This is a genomic window from Paenibacillus pinihumi DSM 23905 = JCM 16419 (assembly GCF_000422505.1).
GTDB lineage: Bacteria > Bacillota > Bacilli > Paenibacillales > Paenibacillaceae > Paenibacillus_D > Paenibacillus_D pinihumi.
Genome location: NZ_KE383864.1, coordinates 540,673 through 566,132 on the forward strand (window position 1 = coordinate 540,673; position 25,460 = coordinate 566,132).

Here is a 25,460-nt window from a genome sequence, read left to right on the forward strand (position 1 = left end):
TAAATGATTTCTATATTGAAGGTCCAATTATTTTACAAGGGCAACGATTTTTTGAGCACCGTCAGCCATGGAATCAGCGGAGACGATATTCAAACCGGATTCGTTCAGAATTTTTTTGCCGATTTCTACGTTCGTACCTTCCAGACGTACAACAAGCGGACGGTCAAGGCCGACTTGCTTGGCTGCCTCAACTACGCCGTTTGCGATAACGTCACAGCGCATAATGCCGCCGAAGATATTAACGAAGATTCCTTTTACTTTATCATCGGACAAAATGATCTTGAACGCTTCGGTAACCTTCTCTGTCGTTGCGCCGCCCCCAACATCAAGGAAGTTGGCCGGGTCGCCGCCGTAATATTTAATAATGTCCATTGTCGCCATCGCGAGTCCTGCACCATTAACCATACAGCCGATATTGCCGTCCAGCGCAATGTAGCTCAGGTCGAATTTGGATGCTTCGATTTCCTTCACATCCTCCTCTTCCAAATCGCGCAATTCGACAATATCCGAGTGCCGGTACAGAGCATTGGAATCAAAGTTCAGTTTGGCGTCAAGCGCCATAACTTTGCCATCGCCTGTAACAACCAGCGGGTTAATTTCTGCAATGGAGCAATCCTTTTCCACAAATGCCGAATATAGCGCAGTCATGAATTGAACTGCTTTATTGACTAATTCCTTCGGAATGTTAATATTGAACGCCAGTCTGCGTGCCTGGAACGCCTGCAAGCCGACAGCCGGATCGATCACTTCCTTGAAGATCTTCTCTGGAGAATGCGCCGCAACCTCCTCGATCTCCGTACCGCCCTCTTCCGAGGCCATCATGACGACCGTACCTGTGCCGCGGTCAACAACGACACCCACGTAATACTCTTTCTTAATGTCACACCCCTGTTCAATCAGGAGACGCTTCACTTCTTTGCCTTCTGGACCTGTCTGATGCGTAACAAGCACCTTGCCCAAAATTTCGCTTGCGTAGGTGCGTACCTCGTCCAGATTTTTGGCTACCTTGACTCCGCCTGCTTTACCACGGCCGCCCGCATGAATTTGCGCTTTGACCACGACAATCGGTGTTCCCAAAGCTTCAGCCGCTTCAACTGCTTCATCGACAGTAAAAGCCACTTTTCCTTCTGGTACGACTACACCGTATTGCTTCAGGACTTCTTTCCCTTGATACTCATGGATATTCATTCCCGAAATCCTCCTATCTGCAGCTAGACCTCAATATGTAAACAAAAACCTTCATCATTGTAACATTTTTTGAGTCCGCTTTCCTCAAATTAGACAATAAATATTGCAAACTTTTTTGATATCGTTTTCATCTCGTTTTGAGAACGAAAATCGGGCTTTCCTGATGATGTTTCCCGCATAATGTCTAAACACATTTATTCTGTCACCATACATGCTGTTTTTCGCCATTATCCACTTCATTTCGACAATGGTATTATCCCCAACTGTTCCCTTTCTACCCCTGAGCAAAACCCTCTTCAGTTGACAGCCTCTTCCTCCTCAGGTAGGATAAAATTACTATTTTATATTTGAACGGAACGTAAGGAAGCACCTTCATCCGATGGATTCGAGACGGAGGTGCTTTTTGTGTACACAAAAATAATTAGCGCAAGTGTGCTGGGTGTGAACGGACGGATTATCGAGGTGGAGGTTGATATCGCTAACGGCCTCCCACAAGTAACTATCGTCGGATTGCCGGATACAGCCGTGCGGGAATCCGTCGAACGGGTACGGGCTGCTGTCAAAAATTGCGGATTTCAGTTTCCTCTGCAGCGGATTACGGTCAATCTGGCGCCTGCAGATCTTCGCAAAGAGGGAACAGCCTATGATCTTGCCATAGCCGCAGGCGTACTGGCAGCGAGCGGTCAGGTAGCGCCTGTACGCTTCCGGAATGCGCTGCTGATTGGGGAGCTGGCCCTCAATGGAGATATCAAGCCAGTGGCGGGGGTACTTCCAATGGTGGAGCAGGCCAAGCGCGCCGGGGTCAGCCGGGTACTGCTTGCAACAGAGAATTTGGCCGAAGCCTCCCTTATCGGCAACATGGAGCTTGAGGGGCTCTCATGTCTGAAATCGCTGGTATCCCCTAATGCTTGCGGGGAGCAGCTACAGATCACAAAGAGAAGTCCTGCCGGAATTCAGACGGCTACAACCAAAGCAGCCGCCGACGGAACACCGCCTGCTTTGGACTTTGCCGATGTACTGGGACAGCACCAGGCCAAACAAGCGCTGCTCACTGCAGTAGCCGGCCGGCATAATCTGTTGCTTTGCGGGCCGCCCGGCACTGGCAAGACGATGCTAATACAGCGGATTCCCGGCATTATGCCGCCGCTATCCGATGAGGAAGCGCTTGAGGTCACCAAAATTTACAGCGTTGCAGGAAAGTTCGCCGGGGAGGAAGCAAGACTCATTCGAAACCGCCCCTTCCGAACGCCGCATCATACCATTTCTGCCGGAGGACTGATTGGGGGCGGCTCAGTACCTAAGCCAGGGGAGGCGACGCTAGCCCATCACGGAGTATTGTTTCTGGATGAGCTGCCGGAATTCGCCCGCCAAGTGCTTGAGGTGCTGCGCCAGCCTTTGGAAGATCAATGCGTGACCATTGCCAGAGCGCGCGCAGTGCTTAGCTTTCCAGCCAGATTCGTACTGGCTTGTTCGATGAATCCGTGTCCTTGCGGATTTTTTGGAAGCGGCTCCGGTGCGAATACCTGCAGCTGCTCACCGAATAAAATTGCTGCCTACCGAAATAAAATATCCGGCCCGCTGCTGGACCGGATTGATGTGCAGGTCGAGGTTCCGCGCCCGGCAAGCTTTCTGGAAGCAGGCAAGGGCATGAGCTCGGCCGAAATGCTGGAAAGGGTCCTCATTGCAAGAGAGCGTCAAGAGGCCCGCCGCCGGAAGACTGGCGTGATTTGGAATAGCGAGTTATACGGTTCTGCACTCAGGCAGACAGCCAAGCTGGATGCAAAAGCGCATCAATTGCTTGAGCAGGCGTACCAGGCTCTCGGATTAAGTATGCGTGCCCATGATCGGCTCCTCAAGCTCAGCCGTACGATTGCCGATCTGCAAGAGCAGGAACAGATCAAAGTGGAACATATTGCCGAAGCGATTCAATACCGCTGTCTGGACCGCAAGACGGAGGCACTATAAAGAATGGAAATCTGAATCCGATCAGAATTACCCAACTGGCGGCTGCTCCTGCCGCCAAAGTTCCCCACCTACAGGACAATGCATAACGGGTTATCTAAACTGTGCGACAACTGAACCTCCAGAAGTTCCTGTCGGCGCCCCATCCTTCTTCTTGTGGGGCTCAAGCTTGGCGCGTATCCGCTTCAACCCCACCGATCCTTGTCTTTCTTCTTCTGTAAATACTTAAGATGAGTCCAAATGCTATAAAATAGGTTAAGTTTTGTGTAAAGCCAAAGCTGATGAGCGGCAAAGATACAGACACCACTGGCAGCAAGCCCAAACACATTGCAATATACCATATGTATTGGAAAGACAAATAAGTCAATAAAACATACACAACTATTCGTCCGTAGGCATCCCTGACTTTGCGTACCGTGAAAAACATTTGAATCAGCAAATACAGCACAGTAACGCCAATCAGGACCCCCATCATCCAGCCGTAGCTGTAGATCATATAAGAAAACAGGCTTTCGGTATGTATAAATTCTAGCCCCTTGTAAGATGCCCCAAACCCGTGCCCCCACCATCCCGCTTGCCGGATCGCCTCAATTGAAAGGCTGGTATAGTAATTGGAGTTGTTTGGGGAATAGATAGACAAAATTCCTTCAATACGAGTCAGGAACGAAAAGGAGTGATTGACATATACATATAAAACACCTGCACATACAACCAGGCAAGTCGGAATCAGTTGTAACAGAAAAGTTTTGATATTTCTTCGTTTAATCCACAGCAACATAATAAAACAGGCGGCAAAAATAATGAAAATCAAATAGGCGCTTGCTTTTACGAAAAAAAACATTGGAAAGAATGAATATTGCAGGAGTTTCCGATTGTCCTTATACCATGACCCGCCAGTTAATTTTAATCCCGGCAAAGCAATGAGTATAAATAGCAGTCCAAGTATAATCGCATCAATACCAAAATATCCGAAACTTATAAATCGCTTTGATCCGTTAATGGTTGTGCCAAATATTGAGCCCCACGCTAAAACCAGAATACCTATTCCATAGATCATTCCTGAATATCGCTGTAGTTTTTGATAATCAAACCATCTGAATAAAGCCATCACAAGCAAACCTGCTGCCACTGTAATACTGTGTATGGTGAACACATCTGTTAAATTTTTTTCGCCGATCGAGCTAATGCTAAACATTGCAAACAACCCAATCCCTACTATAATTGCCAAAAGTCCTAGAAGTGTCCAATCGGTAACCGGACGGTAAATCCGGTTTATTTGCTGACCGATTTCACCTGCATCTCCCATCCTGCGAACAGCCAGTCTGATGGCTTCCTTTTCCTTCATCCCTTCTTCCATCAGCTCAAGCATAGTGTCCTCAATATGATCCTCCAGTTCTCTGGAGACTCTTCTTGACGCTTCCCTGGATTTAATCGGAGCTGTCGCCGTCCGCAAAAACTGCCTGACCTCATCATGGGAGTCCTTAAGACGCAAAGTCACGCATACCCCTCCCCAATCACCTGTTCCATCGCCACACGGTACGTCTTCCATTCCTTCTTTTTCTCCTGCAAATATCGTTCTCCTGTTCGGGTTAGCTGATAGTATTTGCGTTTGCGCCCCTCTGCCTCCTGCCAGTAAGCTTCCACCCAGCCGTCCGCCTCCAGCGAATGCAGGATTGGATACAATGTCCCTTCCTTCAAACTGAAAATCCCCTCTGACTTGCTCTCCAGTTCACGGGTTAGCTCATAGCCGTACATATCCTTTTTCTCCAGCATTGAGAGAATCAGAATGACTGTACTGCCCTTCAACAGTTCCTTGTTGACTTTAATTGTCCTCTCTCCTTTCATTAACATTGCCATAAATATCTTTTATACATCGTAATTCTATGTATTGTAAATCTAGGTATAAGAATAGTATAGAATCCCCTTTTTTACAAGTCCGAAAATGAGAATTTCATCTCCTCTTTTATGTAAGTTTTGTAAATTTCAAAGAAGAAAAGGCGTTTATTTTATAGCATATCATTTTGGCCTGTCGGGGAAGCTGAGGAAATCCAGCGGCGGACGCTAAAAGCCATTCAGCAGCTTGATTCAAACCTCAAGTTGTATCAAAAGCTGAACTGGAGACGATCGTTCAAGAGCAATTTGATTTTATCATCTCCATCATCCGGCAATTGACCGATGAGCAGCTTAAGCAAACACAAAGAGTATTTAGTCCAGCATACTACAACATCATACAAAATCGCACTTGAACGCTTTCATTGCCGGTCCTAAAAGGCTCCTTGAATCCATTCCAGCTCCTTAATCTGGAGTTGTCTGTCCACTGTTACAGCCACAACATCAAATCGCAGATTCTGATCAGCTCCTCCATGCTGATGCAAATAAACCTGAGCAACGGCCCGGACTTGCCGCTGCTTCCGGTAATCGACAGATTCTGCCGCTGTTCCGAACCGTCCTGATGCCCGACGGGTGCGCACCTCGACAAAAACCAGTGTGTAGGCCGGTTCAGGCGGTACAACAACCAGATCAATTTCACCGGAGCGGCATCGCCAGTTGCGCTCTACAATACGGCAGCCTTGCTGCTCCAAATAATTTTTTGCTGCTGCTTCTCCAATTGCGCCGATTTCGTTCCGGCTGGCCTGCGGCAAGGAGGAAGGTACTTTCCGTGCTTTGTCATTCATTCTCCCATCCTCCAGCTTTTTGATCAGAACGGTAGATGAAGCTTAATATTTCGGCAACCAGCTTGTATAGCTCTGGCGGTATTTGTTGGTCGATCTCCAATTTGGACAACACCTCAACCAGCGAAGCATCCTCCTGAATCGGGACCCCATTTTCAGCTGCACGTTCCAAAATTTCATCTGCCAGCCTGCCGCTGCCTTTAGCAATGACTGTAGGCGAATTATTCGTTTCAGGTTCGTATTTTAAAGCAACAGCCTTTTTCATTGCAGGCTTAACGTTCTGGTCTTTATCTTTCATACTCGCAAATCCATTCCTTTATACGGTTTGGAGACAAATGCTGTGGACAAGCCGGACTGCTGGCCTGATGCCAGAGATGCGGTACCATCAGCCTCAGGCATCGGCTGCGTCTTCAGCGATAAAAGCTTGTAACCCGACTGCTGAAGCGCCTCGCCCATTTCTGCACGGGAAGCCTCCAACAGCGGCTCAGTCGCAGGATGGTTGTTCCATACTTGAAGGGTCACCATTCTGTCAACGACCTGAACATCAATCAAAGTATCACCAAGCTGCTTCATCTGCAAATCAAAGAGGAGACGGCAATTTTGTGAATCCAGTTCTCCCTTGCGGCCCCGTCTGGTCTGAATATGAATCGCGGCTGTCTGTCCACCCTGTTCGTTATAGAACGGGATGACCATTGCCACATGGGAAAATAGTGAATTTCCCCGCTCCGGAGCAAGCAACAGCTGTTGTCCCGTAATATGCTGGACGAGCTGCTGGGCTGTCTCACGAAGTCCTGCAGGAGCATCATTAGAAGAAGCCAGCATTAGCAGCGCGCTCTTGAGCGACTCTGCTCCGCCGCCAGAACGCAATGATTCTGCTGCTTGACCTGGTTGGAGACTGAGCGGCTGCTGTCCGGCTGCTGCACGTTCCAGGGCTGCATGGTGACTTGTTTGCGTCTGGACTGCTGAAGCTCCTGAAGCACGGCTTCCAGCAACTGCAGACTCCTGGCTTCCGGCTGGCCTCGCAGATTCCTGCTGAATCATCTGTCCGCCTTCATTCCTTGCCTGAGAGGCTGCGGCGGGATTTCCTGCAGCACCAGAAGCTGCTCCCTGCCCTGAGGATGTGGGGGCTTGCGCTGCAGCCGAATGCGCTTGTCCGCTGCCTGGAGCCGGGGCAGCTGCAAACTCCCGGGTTATTTGACGCTCATGATTCACACCAAGCCACTTGAACAAATCCCCGATCCAACCGCCGCTGGAAGATGGTGCAGGAGAAGCGGGCTGCCCCGTCTGGTTTATGCCAGTTGAAGACGCCGCATGCCCGTTATCCTGTCTTCCGCCAACAGCCGCCTGGTTCGTTGCGGCAACAGTACCCGTATTATTTTGTACCGCGGGATTTCCTTCCCCGCCAGCATTGGGCGGGACTGCAGACGCGCCCGGCTGATTTACGGCCTGGTTGGCCTGGCTTTGCTGCCCAATCTGGCCGGTCTGCAAACTCTGCTGCGCCGTCTGAACAGGCTGCTGGACGTTTTGTCCCATCTGTACGGCCTGCTGACCGCTTGTATTGGTCTGCACACCCTGTTGCACCGTTGCACCGTTATGTTGGGCTGTCTGGGCAGGCTGCAGCCCTGACTGGCCGTTTTGCTGCGCTTGTCCGTTCTCTCCAGCCAGGACAGCAGCTCCCGACCCCAATGGACTACTGCCCGCTGCTGCGGCTTGTCCCCGCCCGGTTTGCTGTGACAGCACTGAATCCGCCTGTGTTTGCTGCTGCACGCCTCCAGCACCTGTACGGGGCTGATTTTTATCCACTGTGCCTGCGGAGCGAAGCAATGCATCCCCTTCACCCAGCAGTGTTTGCAGGCGGGCAACAAGCATCTCTGCCGCCGGACCGCCGGACTTTAACTGACCTGGCCCGCTTTGAAGATCACCGCTCCATGCCTTAAGCTGAGTCTGAAGCTGATCCAGCAGCTCATGAACAGGCCGACCGGACATGACTTGATGCAGCCCGGAAAGAACAGCAGGCGTCATAGGCAGGCCTCTCTGAAAAGCAGTTGCAGCTGCCTGCATCCACTTGCCTTCATCGGCCCCCTTCGGCATCGCTGACAACGCCTTGGCAAGTGCTTCGCCCAATTCCTTCGTAAGCGGCACACCATCCTTCTGCAATTGTCTGACCAGGTCCTGCGGCCATTGCTTGTCTGCTGGCAGTCCAAGCGATTTGACCAAATCCTTGAGCGTTTCTGCTGTCATTTGCCCGGTCAAGGAATCTGCCTGCTTAAGCACCGGAAGTCCATTATTCGTCTCCGGTTGAACAACAAGCAATGTCCGCATGCCAGGCTGCAACGGGACCTCAAGCTTTGCCCGAACCTGAGCGCCATTAATCTGAACCAGCGCTTCATTATCTGATGATTCAAGTACGAGTCCGCTGACAACCTGTCCAGACCTTAGTTCCAGTTCCTTGACATCTCCCGTTCTTGGCTCACCGCCAACCAGACCTCTAATAAATGCTCCGATATGCATGTCGTGCCTCCAATCATCCATCCCGCAATTTTCGAACACACTATTACACTTTATATCGGCAATTCATGGCGAATTGTTTATTGCCGTATGATAAGCATTTCCCACCTGCCTGTCTGGAGCAGTAACGATGCATTCGGATTTTCATGATAGCATCTGATCCATTCAGCTTTGGGCTATAAAAAATAAAATAGTATCCATTAACATTAAACAATTCAACGCATCACATGAACAATGATAGATAGGCATAATTTCCTGGGTAATAAAACTTTGCTGAATCAGAAAATATATCGTTCCAATGTTATAAATACAAGCAATTTAATTTCTATTTTTCATAAAATAACTTCTTTTTCAAGCTTCATTAATTACTTATAGTGATGCAGGACAAGTCCGCATCCTTTATATTCAAAAAAAATGCAGGCGACGAGCGCCTGCATTTTTTAAAACAGCACCTGCTGTTCAGACAACAGCTTGGTCAAAAACGAACGACGATGCATCGGGCTCGGGCCAAATTCCAGAATTCGTTCCCGATGAAGCTTGGTGGCATAGCCTTTATGTATTGCGATTCCATACTCAGGGTACATGCTGTCCCATTTTTCGGCACATAGCCTGTCCCTGGTAACCTTGGCAATTATCGACGCTGCCGCAATTGACTGGCTGCTTGCATCCCCATGGATGATGGCTAGTTGAGGCAGCTTGCTGTCAATCTTCTCCGCATCAATCAGCAAATAATCCGCAGCGACCTCCAACTGTTCCACCGACAGCTTCATCGCCAGCCTCGAAGCCTGTTTAATGTTGATCCGGTCAATTTCATCCGCTGCTATAGCGGCCACCGACCAGGCAAGCGCCTGCTCTGTAATGATCTCGTACAACTGCTCCCTCTTTTTGGCGGACAGCTTCTTGGAATCATCAATGTCCTCCAAAATAAGGCCGGCCGGCAGAATGACCGCTGCTGCCACAACATCGCCGAACAGGCAGCCGCGTCCGACTTCATCCACACCAGCAATCTGCTTATACCCTTGCTCCCATACTTGCCGTTCATAATCGAGCATTATGCTTCCCCCTAACCTGAAGGCAGCCCTGCTGCCTAAGCAAAGCAACCAACAACGCTTACAGCAGGATTAAAGAATCGTCTAATCCGTTTTGTTACTCTGGATCATCAAGCGTAATCCGGCCCAACTTGCCTGCGCGAAGCTCCCTGAGAATAATGCCGGATACTTTCTCCAAATCGACTCTTCCGCCACTAAGCAGACAGCCGCGCTTGCGTCCGATATCCTCCATCAGCTTCACGATCTCTTCAGAATCCTCAACGTCCTTCGGCGGCGTATCCAGTCCGAACCGTTCCTTGAGCGCCTCCCAATACCGGCTCGCCAGAATACGCACCGCAAAGAAGGCAATCTCCTCAATATTGAGAATTTCTTCACGAATCGCTCCGGTCATCGCCAGCCGGTAACCGACCAGCTGGTCCTCAAACTTCGGCCACAGAATACCTGGGGTATCAAGAAGCTCCATCTCATTGCCAACCTTAATCCATTGCTGGCCCTTGGTCACCCCTGGACGGTCTCCGGTCAAAGCAATACTTCGTCCTGCCAGACGGTTAATCAGCGTCGATTTGCCGACATTCGGAATTCCTACAATAAGTGCCCGAAGTGCACGGGGATTCATCCCTTTTTGTTTCATGCGTGTAATTTTATCATCCAGCAGCTCTCTGACCCGCTGCGGAATATCTGCTACTCTGGTGCCCGTTGAAGAATCGACCGCGATACAGGCATGACCCTCTTTGGAAAAAAAAGAAATCCACTGGTCAGTAGCCCGTGGATCAGCCAAATCAGCCTTGTTCAAAACGATCAGCCGCGGCTTCCCGCTTAAAATTTCATCAACCATCGGGTTGCGGCTCGACAACGGAACACGTGCATCCAGAAGTTCAATGACAATATCGATCAGCTTGAGTTTGGCCTCAATCTGTCGTCTCGCTCTTGTCATGTGCCCTGGAAACCATTGAATGGTCAAAGCACTCACCTCATCCGTGTTTTATAATTTGCATATCTTTCAGCGGCCAGAAAATAACATCTGCTCTGCCCACCAGTTCTTTCATTGAAATATAACCGATCATCCGGCTGTCCCGGCTGTCGCTGCGGTTGTCGCCAAACGCCAGGAACATTCCTTCCGGCACCACATCCGATTGCACATAAGCGTTCGGGAAGTTCTCCGTCATGTTATACAGCCTGTTTTCCTTTTTGGCCTGTTCGATTGCTTCTTTCAGGTATGGCTCCTCTACCTTCTCACCATTAATATACAGGTCGTCACCATCCAGCTTCACCTTGTCTCCAGGCACGCCAATGACACGTTTGATAAAATCACGATTTTCCTGCGGAACATGGAAAACTACAACTTCACCGCGCTTGGGTTCCCGGATATCATAGAGGATTTTATTGACAATGACACGCTCTCCAGTATGAAAATTCGGCTTCATGGACGGTCCGTCCACAATAAAAGGAGAGAATAAGAAGGAGCGGATAACCAATACGAGCAAAGCAGCTATCGCGAGCGCCTTGATCCATTCCATGGCTTCCTTTTTTGCCTTGTTTGGCTGGGGAGGTGTGGTTTCCTGCCCGGATGTTCCCAAGGTCTCTGAGGCTCCGGATACAGTCTGGCCTGACGGCACATCTTTTCCGGAATTGTGTTGTCCGACTTGCTCTTCTGGCTTCTGTTCCATGTTATACGCCCACTTTCACTGACATGATGAAACAAAGGTTAAAGCAACCATCAACTTCTTTGCCTCCCGGCCTATACCTGCCATGCTAACACTCAGAGAGCCGGAGCTTGGTCATTGACAGTCAAAAAGCCCGTCTTGCGATACATGATCCGTCGGATAATCATAAAAACACTCTTCGTTCCATGTACAATTCTATCATGCGGCACAGAACAAACAGATTCTAATACCCGTATATTTGAATATACAAAATTTTAAATTGAAACGCAAATTTCTGCAAATTAGACAGGGAAATCAAGGTCCAAAGTGTAAACGGCTCACGCCGGTTTTGTGGCATAAACAGCAGCTTACACGTCAAAAAATAAGAATACAACTGAACAAAATGCACCGCATTCTTATAATAAAAAAACGAAAAGGGACTTGTTTGCGCAAGCCCCATGTCGTTTCATTAGCGAATCTCTTTAATTCTCGCAGCTTTACCACGCAGATTGCGAAGGTAGTACAGCTTAGCACGGCGTACTTTACCGCGGCGAGCTACTTCGATTCTATCAATCTTTGGCGAGTTGATCGGGAATGTTCTCTCAACGCCTACGCCGTAAGAAATCTTACGAACCGTAAATGTTTCGCTGATTCCGCCGCCGCGACGTTTGATAACAACGCCTTCGAACAACTGAATCCGCTCACGGGAACCCTCGATAACTTTTACATACACTTTCAGAGTGTCTCCAGGACGAAAGCTTGGGATGTCCTGACGAAGCTGCTCTTGTGCGATTGTTTGTAAAATGTTCATAGTGATATTGCCTCCTTCCGCCTCAGACGTTCATATAAGCTCGATACGCTCAAATTAGCGCATGTCATTGCCGATAGCGGACCGTCCGGTTATTGCAAACAACATTTCTATACTATCATAACCGGGCGTCAAATACAACTATTTCCTTGGGTTATTTCGCAGAATCGCCGCCGGGCTCATAGCCGTGTTCTTCTTTCAGCCATTTCCGCTCTTTGGCAGTGAGTTCGATCTGCCCCAGCAGCTCCGGCCTGCGTCGCAACGTTCGCAGCAGCGACTGCTGACGCCGCCACAGCCCGATATTGACATGGTGGCCTGAAATCAGCACCTCAGGGACTTCCCAGCCCCTGAATGAGGCCGGGCGTGTGTAATGCGGATATTCGAGCAGTCCTGTGCTGAATGAATCCGTCACCGCGGAAGATTCATTGCCCAGGACGCCCGGAAGCAGTCGCGCCACACTGTCAATGACAACCATCGCCGGCAGCTCGCCACCGGTCAGCACATAATCGCCAATTGACAGCTCGTCCGTAACCAGATGCTCACGAATCCGCTCGTCATAACCCTCATAGTGGCCGCACACAAAAATCAGATGCTGCTCGCCTGCCAGCTCTTCAGCTTTGCGCTGGGTAAATGTCTCACCCTGCGGACACATTAGAATTACCCTCGGCTTGCTCTCCAGTCCTTCAGTCAGGCTTTCTACAGCTGCAAAGATCGGCTCAGCCTTCAGCACCATGCCCCCGCCCCCGCCGTAAGCGTAATCATCGACCGTATTATGCTTATTGCCGGCAAACTCCCGAAAATTAAGCGTGCTTAAAGAAACAAGCCCTTTCTCCTGCGCTTTCCCCAGAATGCTGGAGTGGAATACACCCTCAAACATTTCCGGGAACAGCGTCAACACATCCATCCGCATCGGTCAGATCAGCCCTTCCATCAGCCGTACGGTCACCAGCTGTTGCTTCGTATCGACCTGAAGCACAACGTCATCGATAACCGGAAGGAGCACAGGCTTGTCCGAGCTTCGTTCCACAACCCAGACATCATTGGCGCCGGGACGCAAAATTTCGGAAATTGTACCGAGTTCTTCTCCCTCTTCGGTGACCACTTTGCATCCGACAATCTCGTAGTAGTAATATTCGCCCTCTTCGAGTTCGACCTGCTGCTCCTCTGACACTTTCACAGACCAGCCTTTATATTTTTCCACCTGATTAATATCATTGAATTCCTTGAATTTCAGGAAAAACATGCCCTTATGCTCCCGAGAGCTGCTAATCAGAACATCCAGGCGCTGATTGCCCTCAGGTGAAAACAGCGCCAGCTTGCTCCCCGAAGCAAAACGGATTTCAGGAAAATCGGTGTTGGATAATATTTTTACTTCTCCGCGCAATCCATGCGTATTGACAAGCTTGCCGACATTGAACCATTGCATGCTGCTCACATCCTCGATCTTAGTGAATTTTCTTTCAGGCTGAATTCCCGGGACGTCCCGCAACTCCAGCAGACATTAAACAAGAAGCCAAACCCATGAGCACGAAATGTTCCTGCGTTTGGCTTCATGTTCAAACGAATATGTATGCTTTCAATACTTATTGGCCTTTCTCCAAATACACAAATGCCCTGGATTTTAAAAAAAGGCCAGGAATAACAACTCCCGGCCTTTTTTTCGTGCGCTTATTCAGGATAAGACATCCTTTATATTACGAGATAATATCAACGGTAACGCGCTTTGGTGATTTGACAGCTGCCGAAGCAACTACCGTCCTCAGCGCTTTAGCGATCCGGCCCTGCTTGCCGATTACTTTCCCTACATCCTCGGGATGAACAGAAAGGGCGTAAACAATGCCGCGATCATCTTCCTTGACCTCGACGCGCACATTTTCCGGATAATCCACTAAAGCCCTAGCAATGACAAGAATCAATTCTTCCATTTCAAGGCCCTCCGCAGCATCCACAACTATTTCTGTTGCTTCAGCTCATGGAATTTAGTAAGCACGCCAGCTTTGCTCAGAAGATTGCGTACGGTATCGGAAGCTTGCGCTCCAGTTTGCAACCATTTCAACGCTTTCTCTTCATCGATGTTAACCTGTGCAGGTTGAGCTACTGGATTGTATGTGCCAATCTCTTCAATAAAGCGACCGTCGCGAGGCGAACGGGAATCGGAAACAACAACACGGTAGAAAGGCGCTTTATGAGCACCAATACGTTTCAGACGAATACGAACTGCCATAATTCATTCACCTCCTTCAAAAAATTAGGTCTTGCATCTTGTATTTATCAGCCGAACGGGAATTTCTTCGCCTTGCCCAGCAGACCTTTCATGCCCTTCTTGCCTTTGGCACTTCCCATCATCGATGAGAACTGCTTCATCATCCGGCGCATATCATCAAATTGCTTAATCAACCGGTTGACATCGGCAATGGAGTTGCCGCTTCCTGCTGCAATCCGCTTGCGGCGGCTATGATTCAACAGGTCGGGATTTTGCTTCTCTTCACTCGTCATTGACCTTACAATCGCTTCGACACGTGCCAGCTGGCGCTCATCCACCTTCAGGTCTTTGAGGCCTTTCACTTTATTCATTCCCGGCATCATGTCAAGCAATTGATCCAATGGTCCCATCTTGCGGACCTGAGCCATCTGTTCGAGGAAATCATCGAATGTGAATTCCGCATTGCGCATCTTGCGTTCCAGATCAGCCGCCTTCTCAGCGTCGATATTGGTTTGCGCCTTTTCGATCAGTGACAGCATGTCCCCCATGCCCAGGATTCGGGATGCCATCCGGTCCGGATGGAACGGCTCAAGTGAATCGATCTTCTCGCCCATTGCCGCAAATTTGATCGGGCAGCCTGTGACTGCTTTAACGGAAATCGCAGCACCACCACGGGTATCGCCATCTAGCTTCGTCAGAACGACCCCTGTCAGTTCCAGCTGTTTATGGAAGCTCTCCGCCACATTTACAGCATCCTGTCCTGTCATCGCATCGACTACGAGCAGCACTTCATCAGGCTTCGCCAGCTCATGAATTTGCTTCAGCTCTTCCATAAGGGCTTCATCAATGTGAAGACGTCCAGCGGTATCGATAATGACATAGTCATTCTGATTATCCTTCGCATGCTGCAAGGCATTGCGGGTAATCTCAACCGGACTTACACCATCGCCCATTGAGAAGACCGGAGCACCAATCTGCTCCCCGAGCACCTGAAGCTGCTTGATTGCGGCCGGACGGTAAATATCACACGCCACCAATAGCGGCTTATGGTTGCTCTTTTGAAGCAGCTTTGCCAGCTTAGCGGAGGTCGTTGTCTTACCTGCCCCTTGCAAGCCCGCCATCATAATAACGGTCGGCGGCTTTGACGCCTTGGCCAGCTTGCTCTGGGTACCGCCCATCAGCTCGGTCAGCTCTTTATTTACAATATCGATAATGACCATGCCCGGAGTGAAACTCTTCATCACTTCCTGGCCGACCGCCTTCTCCTTCACCTTCGAGATGAATTCTTTGACGACCTTAAAGTTAACGTCCGCCTCCAGGAGCGCCAGTCTGACTTCGCGCATCGCTTCAGCAACATCATCCTCGCTGACTTTTCCTTTGCCTCGAAGCTTGCTGAACACGTTCTGCAGCCGGTTAGCTAATCCTTCAAATGCCATCTTCCGTCACCCCCCTGTTAGGATTTTACATCTATCAAGCTATCCGTCCGGCGGATCTCTTCCAGCACACTCTGCAGTTCCGCACGCTCTGTACTGCCTGCCGGCAATTGCATGCCCAGCGCTTCCAGCCTGGCAAGCTGTTCCTGCAGCGCCTCATGACGCCGCAGAAGCCCAAGCTTTTGTTCATAACCTTCCAGTGCCTGCTCTGCCCGCTTCACGTGCTCATAGACCGCCTGACGGCTAATTTCGAATTCCGCAGCAATTTCACCAAGCGAATAATCATCATGAAAATAATATTTTAAAAACGTACGCTGCTTGTCTGTCAGCAGCATCTCGTAAAAATCGAAGAGCAAATTGATTCGGGTTGTCTTCCCGAGGGCATCCGGTTCGTTCATACTCACTTCCATCCGCCTCCTCCCGTTACCAACGCTCCTTATATTATCCTAAACGAAAACGACTGTCAAGTATTTTACCTTGTCAGTCATCCGCATAGCCAGGACAAGCGTAAACAGTCTTCAGGGATATAAGGAAATCAAGCCTCAGCTTCCTGCTGTTCTTCCTTCAAAATAAGGCCGGCAAACAGCGCATGAACGAACTGCTCGGAATCGAACTCCTGCAGATCGCCCATCTTTTCCCCAAGACCGACGAATTTCACCGGCAGGTTCAGCTCATTGCGGATCGCAATAACAATGCCGCCCTTGGCTGTACCATCGAGCTTAGTGAGGACAAGTCCGGTTACACCGCTCTTCTCGCCAAACAACCGCGCCTGGCTCAGTGCATTCTGTCCGGTCGTCGCATCCAGCACCAGCAGCACCTCGTGCGGAGCGGTCGGCACCTCGCGCTGAATAACACGGAAGATCTTGTTTAGCTCCTCCATCAGATTCGACTTGTTCTGAAGACGTCCGGCCGTATCGCACAGCAGCACATCCACGCCGCGCTGCTTGGCAGCATGAACCGCATCAAACATAACGGCTGCCGGGTCGGAGCCCGCCTGCTGCTTGATGACATCTACACCTACACGCTGCCCCCATACCTCAAGCTGCTCAATCGCTCCTGCCCGGAAGGTATCGCCCGCTGCCAGCATGACCTTTTTGCCCTCGTTTTTGAAGCGGTGCGCCAGCTTGCCAATCGTGGTTGTTTTACCGACGCCGTTAACTCCGACGAACAAAATAACTGTCATTCCGCTCTCTGCCATTTGCAGGCCCGGATTCTCGCTGCCGTTAAGCAGCTCAACCAGCTTCTCGGAAAGAACAGGCTGCAGCTCTGCGGCATCCTCGATCTTCCGCGTCTTTACCTCAGTGCGCAGCTCATCGATCAGTTTCAAAACCGTGTTAACCCCAACATCAGCACCGATCAGAATTTCTTCAAGCTCCTCATAAAATTCCTCGTCGATCTTTTTGCGGCGGAGAATCAGCTCCTCCACTTTTTCCACGAGCGCGGTTCTTGTTTTTTGCAGCCCTTCCTTAAATACCGATGTGACCGCTTCGGTCTTGGCGGCGATACTTTCCTTCAGCTTTTTAAAGAAACTCATTCTCTGCTTACCTTCCTTCGCTTTTAGCTTGCCTGAATTTTTCTCTATCCCGCAATCACTGTGATAGTCCGGTGACACTAAGTCTTGCGCTCCTATGCAGATACGGCTTCTTCGTCCTCCAGCCGCACGGACACCAGTTTGGAAACGCCGCCTTCTTCCATGGTCACACCATAAAGCACATCGGCCTCCTCCATCGTACCTTTGCGGTGGGAGACGACTATGAATTGCGTTAACTGGGAGAATTCGCGCAGATACTGGGCAAACCGGGTTACGTTCGCTTCATCAAGAGCCGCCTCAACCTCATCAAGCACACAGAATGGCACCGGCTTCACCTGCAAAATGGCGAACAGCAGCGCAATCGCCGTCAGCGCCCGTTCTCCGCCGGAGAGCAGCTGCAGATTTTGTAATTTTTTTCCTGGAGGTTGCGCCACAATATCAATCCCTGTATGAAGCACAGAATCAGGATCAACCATAATCAGATCAGCCCGTCCGCCGCCGAAGAGTTTCGAGAATACAACGCTGAAATGGCCTCGAATCGCCTCGAACGTATGGCGGAACCGTTTGGACATCTCCTCATCCATCTCACGGATGACCTCATAAAGGGCGGTTTTCGCATCTACCAGGTCATTCTTCTGCTCGTCAAGGAACTGGTACCGCTCCTTGACGCGCTCATACTCGTCAATCGCACCCAGATTGACCTCACCCAGCAATGTGATGCGGCGTTTCAGATCGCGCACCTCATTTTGCGTGGCAGCCACATCCTCCGGTATCGGATAACGCTCCTTGGCCAGTTCGAAGCTGAGCTCGTACTCCTCGCTCAGCTTGCGCAGCAAGTTGTCCAGTTCGACATCGAGCCGGTTCACAGCAATTTCGGTCTGGCGAATGCGCTCCTCAACCTGACGAAGCTGAACGCGCTGCTCCTTGGTCTCGCTCTCTCCTTCTTCCAGCAGGCGCAGCACTTGTGAACGCTCGGCCCGCTTGAAGTCCGTCTGCTCGCTGCACTCCTGCTTCTTCAGCCGGTAGTGGTTCAGATCTGTCAGCTGCTTGACGCTTTGCTCGGCATGCGTATCCTGCTCCGCCTGCTGCTGCTCCAGCAGATTCCGCAGCCCCGACAGCTCCTGCTTGGAGCGGTTCATGTCGCCGCGGATGCGGCCGGCCTGATCTTCGAAGGACTGTTTTTCCTGCTCCGCCTTCGCTACCTGAATTTTTATATCAGTCAGTTGACCCTGCAGCTGCTCCTTGGCCGTCTCGCTCTGCTTGCGCCGCTCCTCGGCAGACTGGATTTCCCGCTGAAGCTTCGATTCGCGGGCGGTTAGTGCCGCCAGGCGCTCCTCGGCCTCCGCGGCCGCAGCCGTCAGATCGGTCTGCTCTGCCGCATGGCCGGTGCGGTTCTCCTCAAACAGCTGGCGCTGCTCGTCCAGATGGCGCCCCTCATGCCCCAGCCGGCCAAGCTCGCCCTGCAGCTGCTGTTCAGCAAGGCGCAGCCGTTCATTTTTCTCCCGCAGCTCTTCCTTGTTCTGACTGCGGATGGACAGCTCCTTGCGGATATCCTGCAACTTGTCGCGCAGTTTGCCGAGCTGCTGCTCCGTCTCCTTGATCTCCTGATCAAGCGACTCAATTTGCCGGGTCCGTCCGAGCAGGTTTGCCCCTTTCTTCTGCAGGCTTCCCCCTGTCATTGAACCTCCAGCGTTGACGATATCGCCATCCAGCGTCACGACGCGATATCTGTATTGGCAGCGGGAGGCAATCCGGTTCGCCTGTTCCAGCGTCTCGGCAATGAGCACACTGCCGAGCAAATTGCGGACAATCGACTGATACGTTTCATTGAAAGAGACCAGTTCGCTGGCGATGCCCACAAAGCCTTCCATCGATTCAAACTGCCGACGGTCCTGCTCCGGTACATACCGGGGCTTAATGACATCAAGCGGGAGGAAGGTCGCCCGTCCTAACTGCCGCTGCTTCAGAAAGGCAATCGCCTGCCGGGCTGAACGCTCATCCTCCATCACGACATGTTGCAGCGCGCCGCCGAGCGCGGTCTCGACCGCAAGCTCGATCTTCTCGGGCACACGCATCAGTTCGGCCACAGCCCCGTGTACGCCGGCCAGTCCGCCAGACGGCTTGCGGGATGCCTTGAGCACCTCCCGGACCCCCAGCATGAAACCGTCCAGATCCTCTTGCATTTCTTTCATGGTATCGCGGCGTGAGGTCAGTGCATCATACTGTTGCTCCCATTTGCGCAGCGTCCCCTGCATTTCCTCCTGAAGCTTGCCAAGCGACTGGAGTTTCTCGCTTTCTTCCAGATAGCGGGCCTGTACTTTCTCCAGCTCTGTGCGTTTTTGCTTCAGCTCGCCCGTCAGTTCTTCACCGCGGGACTCCAGCTCTTCAAGCTGTGTACGCCACTTCGCCTCGTCATCGCCAAGCCGTTCCATCCGCCGCTGTACAGCTTCCTGCTGCTGAACGGCATAGCGGATTTCATTGCGGGCCTGGGCCATGGCACTGAGTACTTCAAGGAGCGCTCCTTTCAGCTTCTCCTCCTCCGTACTGCCGGCTTCCCCGGACACGCCGATGAGATTCGTTTCTTCATACGAGAGCCGGTTCCTGAGAATGCCGAGATCGTTGTTCAGCGTCGCCGCCTTGCCTCTCAATTCCGCCTCCTCGGTTGCCAGCGACGTAATCCGCTCGTCCATGGCAGCAATCGAATCTTCGAGCTGTCTGCTGTTTTGCTCCAGATTGCGCTTGCGCTCCTTGAGCACCTCTCCGTAGCCCTCGCATTTCTCATATTCCTCACTGTAGACGAGCATCGCTTCATGAAGCTTTTCGATGGCCTCCTCCAGCTCGCGGAGCTGCTGACGTTCTTTCTCCAGATGGGCATCATGCTTGCTGACGACTGCCGAGAGCTGAAGTTCTTCCTCCTTCAGCCCGGAGAGGCGGGAATTCGCTTCCCCCCATGATGTATGTACTTGTTCAATCTGATGGACATACATGGCGATTTCCTTTTGCTTGAGCTCTCCCTTCAGCTCCTTGAACAAAAGCGCCTTCTCAGACTGCTGCCGCAATGGTTCCACCTGATCCTCCAGTTCGGACACCAAATCGTGAATACGCAGCAAATTTTGTTCTGTATCATCCAGCTTTTTCTGCGCTTCGCGCTTGCGCGATTTATATTTAACGATGCCGGATGCTTCCTCGAAGATGCCTCTGCGGTCCTCGGAGCGCGTACTCAATATCTCTTCGATACGCCCTTGTCCGATAATGGAATACGCCTCTTTGCCGATTCCTGTATCCATGAACAGCTCGGTAATATCCTTGAGTCTGCAAGCCTGCTTATTGATCAAATATTCACTTTCCCCGCTTCTGTGGACACGACGGGTCACCGTCACCTCGTTAAAATCGAGCGACAGCGCCTGATCACTATTATCCAGCGTAAGCGAAACCTCGCCATAGTTCATTGCTTTGCGCGCATCGCTGCCGGCAAAAATAATATCTTCCATCTTGCCGCCGCGCAGACTTTTGGCGCTTTGTTCACCCAACACCCAGCGGATGCTGTCTGAAATATTGCTCTTTCCGCTCCCGTTCGGGCCGACGACCGCCGTAATACCGCGTACGAATTCCAGCTCCGTCCGGTCTGCGAAAGATTTAAAACCAGATAACTCAACACGTTTAAGGAACATAAGTGCACCTTCACCTCAACGATATTGTACCATATGCAAAAAAAATTCACACCGGGCATCTGCAGCCCGGCACCCATCCGGCAACCGGATGCAAGCCGTTAATAGTCTATTGTCCTATAAATATGTTCACCAGCATTGGAGTTTCCTTCCGGCCAGCTCTGACAACTGTAAAACTTCGCTTCCAGAAAAAAGGAGAATCCCAATGCCTCTCAGCAGTTGAAATCCTCCTCATTCATCATATAGCACCATCCTGCCGTGCGTAAGCGGGGGAATATCCCTATCAAAAGGGCAACCGCGCTGCACGGGGAAGACAAACTTTTTTTAAATGCAAGCATCGTCGCTCTTAAACTCTTCAAAAAAATCCAAACTCGTATACGCCTTTGCCTATGAGGTTATATGAGCTTGGATTTCACTGTGAATCCGGCTTCTCCCTTGCGCCGTTTCACCCCTGGCTCTCCTTGAGAAGCTTGCGCCAGGCCTCCGAGGCTGCCTGCTGCTCCGCTTCCTTCTTCGTCCGGCCGCTGCCCCGCCCCCAGCACTCCTCGCCAAGGCTGACCTCGACGACAAATTCCCGGTCATGCGCGGGTCCGCGCTCCTCAACGACGCGGTATTCAACTGTCCCAAGCGAGCTGTGCTGTACACGCTCCTGCAACTTGGATTTGAAGTCCTTCACCAGCATCGGACCATCATTCTCGATATGCGGGAATACACGGGTGGTTAAAAACTGCCGAACCTGCTCCAACCCCTGATCCAGATACAATGCACCGATAAAAGATTCGAACAAATCAGCCAGCAGAGCCGGTCTTCCCCGGCCTCCCAACTGCTCCTCTCCCCGGCCAAGCAGAACATATGAACCGAAATTCAGAAGCTCTGCAAATCTGGCAAGAGAGGGCTCGCATACAATCGATGCGCGCATGCGGGTCAGTTCGCCTTCCGGACGCTGTGGATAGGTCAGATACAAATGCTCGGACACGAGCAATTGCAGAACCGCATCCCCCAAAAATTCAAGCCTTTCGTTATCTTCCACATGACCGTGCCGATGTTCATTGACATAGGAAGTATGCGTGAAGGCCTGTCTCAGCAATCCGTATTGCTGAAAACGCAGCCCCAGCCTTTGCTGGAGCTCGTTAAATCGGTTAGCCTTCATACTTCCTCATAATGATCGTCGCGTTATGCCCCCCGAATCCGAAGGAATTGGACATTGCGGTCTTGACCGTCGTCTTGCGGGCAACATTCGGCACATAATCCAGATCACACTCAGGGTCCTGATCATCCAGGTTAATCGTCGGAGCAATGACATCATTCTTCAGCGTCAGCCCGAGAATGACACCTTCCACTCCGCCTGCCGCGCCAAGCAAATGACCCGTCATCGATTTGGTCGAACTGACAGCCAGCTTATAGGCATGATCGCCAAACGCTTTCTTGACTGCTTTCGTTTCCGACTGATCGCCTACCGGTGTCGAAGTGCCGTGCGCATTAATATAATCCACATCCTCAGGCGCGATATCCGCATCCTTGATTGCGCGCGCCATGCAGCGGGCCGCTCCATCCGGGTCAGGCTCCGTCATATGGTGAGCGTCTCCGCTCATGCCGTAGCCAATTACCTCGGCGTAGATTTTGGCGCCGCGTTTTTGCGCATGCTCCAGCGATTCCAGAATCAGAATCCCCGAGCCTTCGCCCATCACGAATCCGTCACGGCCTGTATCAAACGGACGGCTCGCCTTCTCCGGCTCGTCATTGCGGGTTGACATCGCTCTCATGGAGCAGAAGCCTGCTATCCCTGTCGGGCGGATCGTCGCTTCAGCACCACCACAGATCATTACGTCGGCTTCACCGCGCTGAATCATTTTGTAGGAATCCCCAATCGAGTGGGTTCCGGTTGCACAGGCGGTAACTGTTGCGCTGTTCGGTCCTTTCGCACCAGTCAGAATCGATACCTGGCCAGTAGCCATATTGGCAATCATCATCGGGATAAAGAACGGGCTGACCCGCTTTGGTCCTTTTTCCAGCAGGATGTTATGCTGATCTTCCCATGTACCGAGTCCGCCGATACCGGAGCCGATCATAATGCCTACACGCTCCGCATCAGCATTCTCACCAATTTTCAGATCTGCATCCTTGATTGCATTCTGGCTGGCCACAGCGGCGAACTGCACAAAGCGGTCCATCCGGCGGGCTTCCTTCCTGTCAATCCCGAAATTCTCCGGATCAAAATTTTTAACTTCCGCGGCAATGCGCGTCGGATAAGCAGACACATCAAACGCTTCAATCAGGGAAACTCCTGATTTGCCTTCCAGCAGGTTGCCCCAAAACTCATTCAGGTCATGGCCTAGCGAGGTCATGACTCCCATGCCGGTAACTACAACTCTTTGCTTCATACCCAATCACCTCTACGGACAGCAAAATGGAGTACATTATGCCAGCATTTTTTCATTGATACCCAGCATTTATGCTTGTGAACAGGCTATCGGCTCCTGGGCAAGCAAGTTCTGATCTTGGTCCAGCGCACCTTCATATCAGGCTTGATGCTTCTCGCCACCATTTGAACATCTGCTGCCTGCTCGGGCATAACCGTGCCTTTCACGGCATTTTGCTTCTAAAATTCAGTACATACAATCTTTAGTCATCTATTTCATCCTAATTATTCGGCAATACTTTTTAAATGCTTGGAATGGAGAGAAGTCCCGTTATGTTAACGGGACTTTGTAAAACCTTACGTATGAGATTGTATGTAATTGACTACTTCTCCCACAGTGGTGATTTTCTCTGCATCTTCATCAGAGATCTCCAAGTCGAACTCGTCTTCCAATTCCATGACCAATTCAACGACATCGAGAGAATCAGCGCCAAGATCATCCTTGAAAGATGCTTCCAGCGATACTTCAGCTTCGTCAACGCCAAGGCGGTCAACGACGATGCGTTTTACACGTTCCACTACGTCTGACATCTATGTTCACCTCCTTTTGGTATTATACGAGAATCAAGGACAAAATGCCATAGTCCAAAAACAAGGGCAATAACTAGCCCATGTACATTCCGCCGTCGACATGCAGCGTCTGGCCAGTCATGTAAGACGATGCATCGGATGCAACGAATCTTACAGCCGAGGCAATATCCTCCGGGCGGCCCAGCTTCGCGAGCGGAATCTGGCTTGAAAGCTGTGCCTTCATGTCTTCCGGAAGCTTGTCTGTCATGTCCGTCTGAATGAAGCCCGGAGCAATACAGTTCACTGTAATGCCGCGCGAGGCCAATTCACGTGCGGAAGACTTCGTAAGGCCGATGACACCGGCTTTGGCAGCAACATAGTTCGCCTGGCCCGGGTTGCCGAGCGCGCCCACAACGGAAGAAATATTAATGATGCGGCCGGAACGCTGCTTCATCATCGGGCGAGTAACTGCCTTGATGCCATTGAATACGCCCTTAAGATTCGTCTCGATAACCTCATCAAATTCCTCTTCCTTCATGCGCATAATGAGGTTGTCCCTTGTAATGCCGGCATTGTTGACAAGAATGTCGATCGTGCCCCATTCGCCAATTACTTGGGATACCATCGCATCGAATTCTGCCGATTTCCCGACATTAGCCCGGATGACCAGTGCGCGGCGGCCCAGCGCTTCAATTGCTGCTGCAGTTTCTGCTGCAGCTGATTCACTGCCGGAATAGTTGACGGCCACGTCAGCTCCGCCTTCAGCCAGGGCAATCGCAATCGCCCGGCCGATGCCGCGGGATGCTCCGGTCACAAGCGCCTTTTTACCTGTCAAATCTCCAAACATGCACATTCCCCTCTCGCTCTATTGATATAGAATCATAGACCAAATTACCTACTGATGATAGGGCTTGACGGCCTGTTTACTCTCCACTGCTCAACTTATCCAGCGCTTCAACGCTGTTCACCGAGACGATGGAGACGGACTTGTCGATTTTTTTAATCAAGCCTGCCAGTACGGTTCCTGAACCGATTTCAATGAAGGTATCGACGCCCTGGTCAATCATGGTCCGGACGCTGTCTTCCCAAAGCACCGGAGATACGACCTGCTGCACAAGCAGCGAACGGATTTCCTCTGCAGAATTGGTCTGCTGTGCAGTCACATTGGAAATTACAGGAACTGCGGCATCTTGAAACGGCAGTCCTTTTAACACTTCAGCCAGGCCGTCAGCCGCAGGCTGCATCAGCGAGGAATGGAATGGGCCGCTTACTTCCAGCGGCAACACGCGCTTTGCTCCGGTTTCCTTGCCGCGGCTTACCACTTCATTAACACCTTCGGATGAACCAGAGACAACGATTTGCCCCGGACAATTGACATTCGCCAGCTCAACCGGGCCAACAGATGCGCTGATTTCCTGGCACAGTGCTGCCAGTGCCTCGCGCTCCGCACCGAGCACTGCCGCCATGGCGCCTTCTCCGCCCGGAACAGCCTGCTCCATTAACTGGCCGCGTGCACGTACCGTGCACACAGCATCCTCAAAGCCGATTACTCCGGACGCTACCAGTGCACTGTACTCGCCGAGACTATGCCCCGCTGTGAAGTCCGGCAGGATATTTTTCTCCTTGAGCGCTTCAAGCACAGCTACACTTACTGCAAGCAACGCAGGCTGCGTATTGACCGTCTGCTTGAGTTCGTCTCCAGGTCCGTTAAAAATAATCTCGCTAAGCGAAAAGCCCAGCGCTGCATCCGCCCGCTCAATGATTGCGCGGGAAGCCGGATACTTGTCAAAAAAATCCTTGCCCATGCCGACCGCCTGTGCTCCCTGACCGGGAAAAACAAACGCGATTTTACCCATTGCTGTAGTC

24 protein-coding genes are annotated in these 25,460 nt (G+C 51.2%); 1 reads left to right on the top strand and 23 read right to left on the bottom strand.

Annotated elements, in window-relative coordinates; genetic code table 11:
- Window positions 1-27 precede the first annotated feature (27 nt).
- Window positions 28-1,188, bottom strand: coding sequence for an ADP-forming succinate--CoA ligase subunit beta (gene sucC, locus H583_RS0116595; RefSeq protein WP_028561447.1), 1,161 nt, complete (start codon window positions 1,186-1,188; stop codon window positions 28-30).
- A 405-nt stretch (window positions 1,189-1,593) separates the two neighbouring features.
- Here sucC and H583_RS0116605 point away from each other — a divergent pair, with 405 nt between their 5' ends.
- Window positions 1,594-3,153 carry a YifB family Mg chelatase-like AAA ATPase gene (locus H583_RS0116605; RefSeq protein WP_028561449.1) on the top strand — a complete coding sequence of 520 codons (1,560 nt, stop codon included), beginning with the start codon at window positions 1,594-1,596 and terminating at the stop codon, window positions 3,151-3,153.
- Window positions 3,154-3,313: 160 nt separating this feature from the next.
- Here the strand turns inward: H583_RS0116605 and H583_RS0116610 are convergent, their stop codons facing one another.
- The 22 genes from H583_RS0116610 to fabD form a co-directional block, all read right to left on the bottom strand.
- Window positions 3,314-4,699, bottom strand: coding sequence for an FtsW/RodA/SpoVE family cell cycle protein (locus H583_RS0116610; RefSeq protein WP_081667286.1), 1,386 nt, complete (start codon window positions 4,697-4,699; stop codon window positions 3,314-3,316).
- Window positions 4,645-4,977: a PadR family transcriptional regulator gene (locus H583_RS0116615; protein WP_028561451.1), complete on the bottom strand. Its 333-nt coding sequence runs from the start codon at window positions 4,975-4,977 to the stop codon at window positions 4,645-4,647. The genes H583_RS0116610 and H583_RS0116615 overlap by 55 nt, the downstream gene beginning before the upstream one ends.
- A gap of 437 nt (window positions 4,978-5,414) precedes the next feature.
- On the bottom strand, window positions 5,415-5,825 hold the full coding sequence (locus H583_RS0116620) for a YraN family protein (protein WP_051236540.1): 411 nt from the start codon (window positions 5,823-5,825) through the stop codon (window positions 5,415-5,417).
- Window positions 5,818-6,120 carry an EscU/YscU/HrcU family type III secretion system export apparatus switch protein gene (locus tag H583_RS0116625; RefSeq protein ID WP_028561453.1) on the bottom strand — a complete coding sequence of 101 codons (303 nt, stop codon included), beginning with the start codon at window positions 6,118-6,120 and terminating at the stop codon, window positions 5,818-5,820. Before H583_RS0116625 ends, H583_RS0116620 begins: the two co-directional genes overlap by 8 nt.
- Window positions 6,117-8,333, bottom strand: coding sequence for a flagellar hook-length control protein FliK (locus H583_RS0116630; RefSeq protein ID WP_028561454.1), 2,217 nt, complete (start codon window positions 8,331-8,333; stop codon window positions 6,117-6,119). Before H583_RS0116630 ends, H583_RS0116625 begins: the two co-directional genes overlap by 4 nt.
- A 437-nt stretch (window positions 8,334-8,770) precedes the next feature.
- Window positions 8,771-9,382, bottom strand: coding sequence for a ribonuclease HII (locus H583_RS33220; RefSeq protein WP_036709850.1), 612 nt, complete (start codon window positions 9,380-9,382; stop codon window positions 8,771-8,773).
- 94 nt (window positions 9,383-9,476) lie between these two features.
- Complete coding sequence (ylqF, locus tag H583_RS0116640) at window positions 9,477-10,340, bottom strand: ribosome biogenesis GTPase YlqF (protein ID WP_028561455.1); 864 nt, start codon at window positions 10,338-10,340, stop codon at window positions 9,477-9,479.
- A gap of 10 nt (window positions 10,341-10,350) precedes the next feature.
- On the bottom strand, window positions 10,351-11,046 hold the full coding sequence (gene lepB, locus H583_RS0116645; protein ID WP_081667288.1) for a signal peptidase I: 696 nt from the start codon (window positions 11,044-11,046) through the stop codon (window positions 10,351-10,353).
- A gap of 445 nt (window positions 11,047-11,491) precedes the next feature.
- Window positions 11,492-11,833 (bottom strand): 50S ribosomal protein L19, encoded by a 342-nt coding sequence (gene rplS, locus H583_RS0116655; RefSeq protein ID WP_028561458.1) that lies wholly within the window; start codon window positions 11,831-11,833, stop codon window positions 11,492-11,494.
- Window positions 11,834-11,984: 151 nt separating this feature from the next.
- Window positions 11,985-12,740, bottom strand: a complete 756-nt coding sequence (gene trmD / locus H583_RS0116660) for a tRNA (guanosine(37)-N1)-methyltransferase TrmD (RefSeq protein ID WP_028561459.1) — start codon at window positions 12,738-12,740, stop codon at window positions 11,985-11,987.
- 3 nt (window positions 12,741-12,743) lie between these two features.
- The gene (rimM, locus tag H583_RS0116665; protein WP_036709853.1) at window positions 12,744-13,256 is read right to left on the bottom strand and encodes a ribosome maturation factor RimM; all 513 of its coding nucleotides are present in this window, start codon (window positions 13,254-13,256) and stop codon (window positions 12,744-12,746) included.
- 268 nt (window positions 13,257-13,524) lie between these two features.
- Window positions 13,525-13,755 (bottom strand): KH domain-containing protein, encoded by a 231-nt coding sequence (locus tag H583_RS0116670; protein ID WP_028561461.1) that lies wholly within the window; start codon window positions 13,753-13,755, stop codon window positions 13,525-13,527.
- Window positions 13,756-13,781: 26 nt separating this feature from the next.
- Window positions 13,782-14,054 carry a 30S ribosomal protein S16 gene (rpsP, locus tag H583_RS0116675; protein WP_028561462.1) on the bottom strand — a complete coding sequence of 91 codons (273 nt, stop codon included), beginning with the start codon at window positions 14,052-14,054 and terminating at the stop codon, window positions 13,782-13,784.
- 47 nt (window positions 14,055-14,101) lie between these two features.
- Window positions 14,102-15,469 carry a signal recognition particle protein gene (gene ffh, locus H583_RS0116680; RefSeq protein WP_028561463.1) on the bottom strand — a complete coding sequence of 456 codons (1,368 nt, stop codon included), beginning with the start codon at window positions 15,467-15,469 and terminating at the stop codon, window positions 14,102-14,104.
- A gap of 17 nt (window positions 15,470-15,486) precedes the next feature.
- The gene (ylxM, locus tag H583_RS0116685) at window positions 15,487-15,864 is read right to left on the bottom strand and encodes a YlxM family DNA-binding protein (RefSeq protein WP_036710093.1); all 378 of its coding nucleotides are present in this window, start codon (window positions 15,862-15,864) and stop codon (window positions 15,487-15,489) included.
- 137 nt (window positions 15,865-16,001) lie between these two features.
- The gene (gene ftsY, locus H583_RS0116690) at window positions 16,002-17,000 is read right to left on the bottom strand and encodes a signal recognition particle-docking protein FtsY (protein WP_028561465.1); all 999 of its coding nucleotides are present in this window, start codon (window positions 16,998-17,000) and stop codon (window positions 16,002-16,004) included.
- A gap of 92 nt (window positions 17,001-17,092) precedes the next feature.
- Complete coding sequence (gene smc, locus H583_RS0116695) at window positions 17,093-20,668, bottom strand: chromosome segregation protein SMC (RefSeq protein ID WP_028561466.1); 3,576 nt, start codon at window positions 20,666-20,668, stop codon at window positions 17,093-17,095.
- A gap of 442 nt (window positions 20,669-21,110) precedes the next feature.
- Window positions 21,111-21,815 carry a ribonuclease III gene (gene rnc, locus H583_RS0116700; protein ID WP_028561467.1) on the bottom strand — a complete coding sequence of 235 codons (705 nt, stop codon included), beginning with the start codon at window positions 21,813-21,815 and terminating at the stop codon, window positions 21,111-21,113.
- Complete coding sequence (fabF, locus tag H583_RS0116705) at window positions 21,805-23,046, bottom strand: beta-ketoacyl-ACP synthase II (protein ID WP_028561468.1); 1,242 nt, start codon at window positions 23,044-23,046, stop codon at window positions 21,805-21,807. The genes rnc and fabF overlap by 11 nt, the downstream gene beginning before the upstream one ends.
- Window positions 23,047-23,381: 335 nt before the next feature.
- Complete coding sequence (acpP, locus tag H583_RS0116710) at window positions 23,382-23,615, bottom strand: acyl carrier protein (RefSeq protein WP_028561469.1); 234 nt, start codon at window positions 23,613-23,615, stop codon at window positions 23,382-23,384.
- A gap of 73 nt (window positions 23,616-23,688) precedes the next feature.
- Window positions 23,689-24,441 (bottom strand): 3-oxoacyl-[acyl-carrier-protein] reductase, encoded by a 753-nt coding sequence (gene fabG, locus H583_RS0116715; RefSeq protein WP_028561470.1) that lies wholly within the window; start codon window positions 24,439-24,441, stop codon window positions 23,689-23,691.
- Between the two features lie 76 nt (window positions 24,442-24,517).
- Window positions 24,518-25,450 carry an ACP S-malonyltransferase gene (gene fabD / locus H583_RS0116720; RefSeq protein ID WP_028561471.1) on the bottom strand — a complete coding sequence of 311 codons (933 nt, stop codon included), beginning with the start codon at window positions 25,448-25,450 and terminating at the stop codon, window positions 24,518-24,520.
- Between the last annotated feature and the right edge of the window lie 10 nt (window positions 25,451-25,460).

Coding starts and splice junctions, on each gene's coding strand:
- lepB (WP_081667288.1), bottom strand. CDS start 11,046: ATGGAACAGAAGCCAGAAGAGCAAGTCGGACAACACAATTCCGGAAAA.
- rnc (WP_028561467.1), bottom strand. CDS start 21,815: ATGAAGGCTAACCGATTTAACGAGCTCCAGCAAAGGCTGGGGCTGCGT.
- ftsY (WP_028561465.1), bottom strand. CDS start 17,000: ATGAGTTTCTTTAAAAAGCTGAAGGAAAGTATCGCCGCCAAGACCGAA.
- H583_RS0116610 (WP_081667286.1), bottom strand. CDS start 4,699: ATGGAAGACGTACCGTGTGGCGATGGAACAGGTGATTGGGGAGGGGTA.
- ylxM (WP_036710093.1), bottom strand. CDS start 15,864: ATGAACGAACCGGATGCCCTCGGGAAGACAACCCGAATCAATTTGCTC.
- smc (WP_028561466.1), bottom strand. CDS start 20,668: ATGTTCCTTAAACGTGTTGAGTTATCTGGTTTTAAATCTTTCGCAGAC.
- fabG (WP_028561470.1), bottom strand. CDS start 24,441: ATGTTTGGAGATTTGACAGGTAAAAAGGCGCTTGTGACCGGAGCATCC.
- sucC (WP_028561447.1), bottom strand. CDS start 1,188: ATGAATATCCATGAGTATCAAGGGAAAGAAGTCCTGAAGCAATACGGT.
- H583_RS0116670 (WP_028561461.1), bottom strand. CDS start 13,755: ATGGAAGAATTGATTCTTGTCATTGCTAGGGCTTTAGTGGATTATCCG.
- H583_RS0116625 (WP_028561453.1), bottom strand. CDS start 6,120: ATGAAAGATAAAGACCAGAACGTTAAGCCTGCAATGAAAAAGGCTGTT.
- rpsP (WP_028561462.1), bottom strand. CDS start 14,054: ATGGCAGTTCGTATTCGTCTGAAACGTATTGGTGCTCATAAAGCGCCT.
- H583_RS33220 (WP_036709850.1), bottom strand. CDS start 9,382: ATGCTCGATTATGAACGGCAAGTATGGGAGCAAGGGTATAAGCAGATT.
- acpP (WP_028561469.1), bottom strand. CDS start 23,615: ATGTCAGACGTAGTGGAACGTGTAAAACGCATCGTCGTTGACCGCCTT.
- trmD (WP_028561459.1), bottom strand. CDS start 12,740: ATGCGGATGGATGTGTTGACGCTGTTCCCGGAAATGTTTGAGGGTGTA.
- H583_RS0116630 (WP_028561454.1), bottom strand. CDS start 8,333: ATGCATATCGGAGCATTTATTAGAGGTCTGGTTGGCGGTGAGCCAAGA.
- H583_RS0116620 (WP_051236540.1), bottom strand. CDS start 5,825: ATGAATGACAAAGCACGGAAAGTACCTTCCTCCTTGCCGCAGGCCAGC.
- rplS (WP_028561458.1), bottom strand. CDS start 11,833: ATGAACATTTTACAAACAATCGCACAAGAGCAGCTTCGTCAGGACATC.
- ffh (WP_028561463.1), bottom strand. CDS start 15,469: ATGGCATTTGAAGGATTAGCTAACCGGCTGCAGAACGTGTTCAGCAAG.
- rimM (WP_036709853.1), bottom strand. CDS start 13,256: ATGCAATGGTTCAATGTCGGCAAGCTTGTCAATACGCATGGATTGCGC.
- fabF (WP_028561468.1), bottom strand. CDS start 23,046: ATGAAGCAAAGAGTTGTAGTTACCGGCATGGGAGTCATGACCTCGCTA.
- fabD (WP_028561471.1), bottom strand. CDS start 25,450: ATGGGTAAAATCGCGTTTGTTTTTCCCGGTCAGGGAGCACAGGCGGTC.